The organism is Komagataeibacter europaeus LMG 18890 (assembly GCF_000285295.1).
Classification (GTDB): Bacteria; Pseudomonadota; Alphaproteobacteria; order Acetobacterales; family Acetobacteraceae; genus Komagataeibacter; species Komagataeibacter europaeus.
Genome location: NZ_CADP01000235.1, coordinates 1 through 2,129, shown reverse-complemented (window position 1 = coordinate 2,129; position 2,129 = coordinate 1). Strand labels below are relative to the sequence as shown.

Sequence of the window (2,129 nt, the reverse complement as noted above, 5' to 3'; positions counted from 1 at the left end):
TCTGGAACCACAGCCCCATGCCCGGCAGGTCGCCGGTCGTACCCGTGATGGTGGCCAGATACGTGCCGGACAGCAGGGTGCCCTTGTCCACGCCATCAATCGCTATGCGCAGCAGGCCGGAATAGGTTGCGTCCTGACCCAGGTTGATCTTGTCGGTGGTCTGGCTGGGGCCGCCGCCCTGCTGCACGGGGGTGAAGCCCAGTGCATCCTGCTTGGCCGCCTGCAGCTGCGGGATGGTGTCGTAAAACGGCGCGCCACCCGCCTGTGCGATCATGTCCGCCGTGATGGACGTGGCCCCGGCGGGAACGGTTATGGTCCACAGCGGATATGCGCCATCCGGCACGGACGCGCCAATGCCGATCTGCGCCATGTCCTGCCGCACGGTGGGCGCGGTCTTTCCGCTGTTATCGGCACCGGCATAGGTCACGGACGGGTCGGCGGCGTTGTAGAACGGCAGTACGGTATCATCCGTATCGACCGTGGCGGGCGTGACATAAACGGTATAGGTCGCCCCTGCCCCCGGCACCGCCAGCGTGACGGGATCGCGGCTGGCGTACTGGCGCACCAGCGCGCTGGAAACGGCGGCAAGCGTGCCATAGGCGGATGCATCCACCACGCCGGGGGCCAGAAGGGATCCGGGCGCGACGGTCACGGCCAGCCCGGTTCCGGGCGCGCAGGCAAAGCCGCTGGCGGCCACGGTGGACCAGCCGTAAGCCATGGCCGCAAGCTGGCCCAGACCCACATACGCATTGCGCTGGGCGTTCAGCTGGTCGCTGTCCAGCGGGATCTGCGCGGGGTAGACGATCTGTCTGTCCATTATTCAGGGTTCTCCACGTCCTGAACCCACGCGATGGTGCCTGCGGGCATCACATCGGCAATGCGGTCCAGTGTCTGCGTTGCGGGCGGGCTGGTATCGCCGGTCGGCAACTGGGCGAATAGCTGGAAGGGTGCCGCGCGCGACCCGTAGCGCAAGGCCGACACGCCATAGCCGTAGCCGCCGCCGATGGCGGGGGCAGCCATGCTGGCGATGCCCTTGCAGTCGGATGCATTGCGCGGTTCGATCACGCGCCCGGCGGTCCCGACTTCATCGGCAATCACGTCCACCACGTCGGGCCGCGTGCCCAGCGAGGGGAACAGCGCTTCCTCGATCCGGGCGCGGTAGGCGTCGTCACTTTCGCCGGGGTTGCGGGGCAGCAGCGTGCCGAAGAAGTCGGCGGCGAACATGTCCAGGAACGCGCCAGTCATGGTCGCCAGCCGGGTCTGGTCGGCCGTTCCCGACAGCATATCCCATATCCATGCGAACATGCTGCCAAAGCCCTGCAGCAGCGCGTTCAGCACCGGGGCCTGTTCCGCCTCCCCCGCTGCAGGAGCCGCCGGGAACCACCCGGTCGGCAGCAGCTTGCGGATGCGCAGGGCAAAACCGTTCTGCGTCACGTCAGCCAAAGGACACCGTCCCCGCACGATAGGCCGTGCCGGTTGTCGCGGGTAGGTCCACCACCCCACCGGCCAGTGTCACGCCGGTCACGTTGGTGACCGACGTGCTGGACGCATACGCGATCTGGATCAGGCGCGAGTAACTGGCCGCTGCCCCGATGGCGAGGCCGTTGATGTCAATCGGCACTCAAAAATAACCCCTGATCGGCATGCAATATTAACCCCCTGTTGAAGGGCCGGCCTGTCTCCTGAAGCCGTAGGCGTAAGGAGACAGGCCGGGGCAGGTATGGATCTGGAGAGAGGTTCAGTTACGGTTCCTGAACCGCCAGCTTTCGTTCCCTGTCTCGATGATGTCGCAGTGATGGGTCAGACGGTCGAGCAGTGCCGTGGTCATCTTGGCGTCGGCGAATACACTGGCCCATTCACCGAAGGACAGGTTCGTGGTGACAATGACCGAGGTCTGTTCATAAAGGCGGCTGATCATATGGAACAGCAACTGTCCGCCAGACTGGGCAAAGGGCAGGTATCCCAGTTCGTCGAGGATGACAAAGTCCAGTCGGCCGAGTTGTTCGGCCAGCCGACCCGCCCTTGCCGCCCGACTGTCAGCCTCAAGCCGGTTGACCAGGTCCACCACGTTGAAGAACCGGCCACGCCGACCTGTGCGGATGCAGCTCCGGCCAATGGCCGTGGCCAGG

3 protein-coding genes and 1 pseudogene are annotated in these 2,129 nt (G+C 65.5%); all 4 read right to left on the bottom strand.

Going from position 1 to position 2,129, the window contains the following annotated elements:
- A pseudogene (locus GEU01_RS21050) lies at positions 1-817 on the bottom strand (hypothetical protein); the annotation flags it as partial.
- Positions 817-1,434: a hypothetical protein gene (locus GEU01_RS21045; RefSeq protein WP_232272653.1), complete on the bottom strand. Its 618-nt coding sequence runs from the start codon at positions 1,432-1,434 to the stop codon at positions 817-819. The pseudogene GEU01_RS21050 and the gene GEU01_RS21045, both read right to left, overlap by 1 nt.
- Position 1,435: 1 nt before the next feature.
- Positions 1,436-1,621, bottom strand: coding sequence for a hypothetical protein (locus GEU01_RS23725; protein ID WP_019087583.1), 186 nt, complete (start codon positions 1,619-1,621; stop codon positions 1,436-1,438).
- A 117-nt stretch (positions 1,622-1,738) separates the two neighbouring features.
- Positions 1,739-2,129, bottom strand: a 391-nt coding sequence (locus tag GEU01_RS21035; RefSeq protein WP_019086499.1) for an ATP-binding protein, incomplete at its 5' end; no start/stop codon positions are given.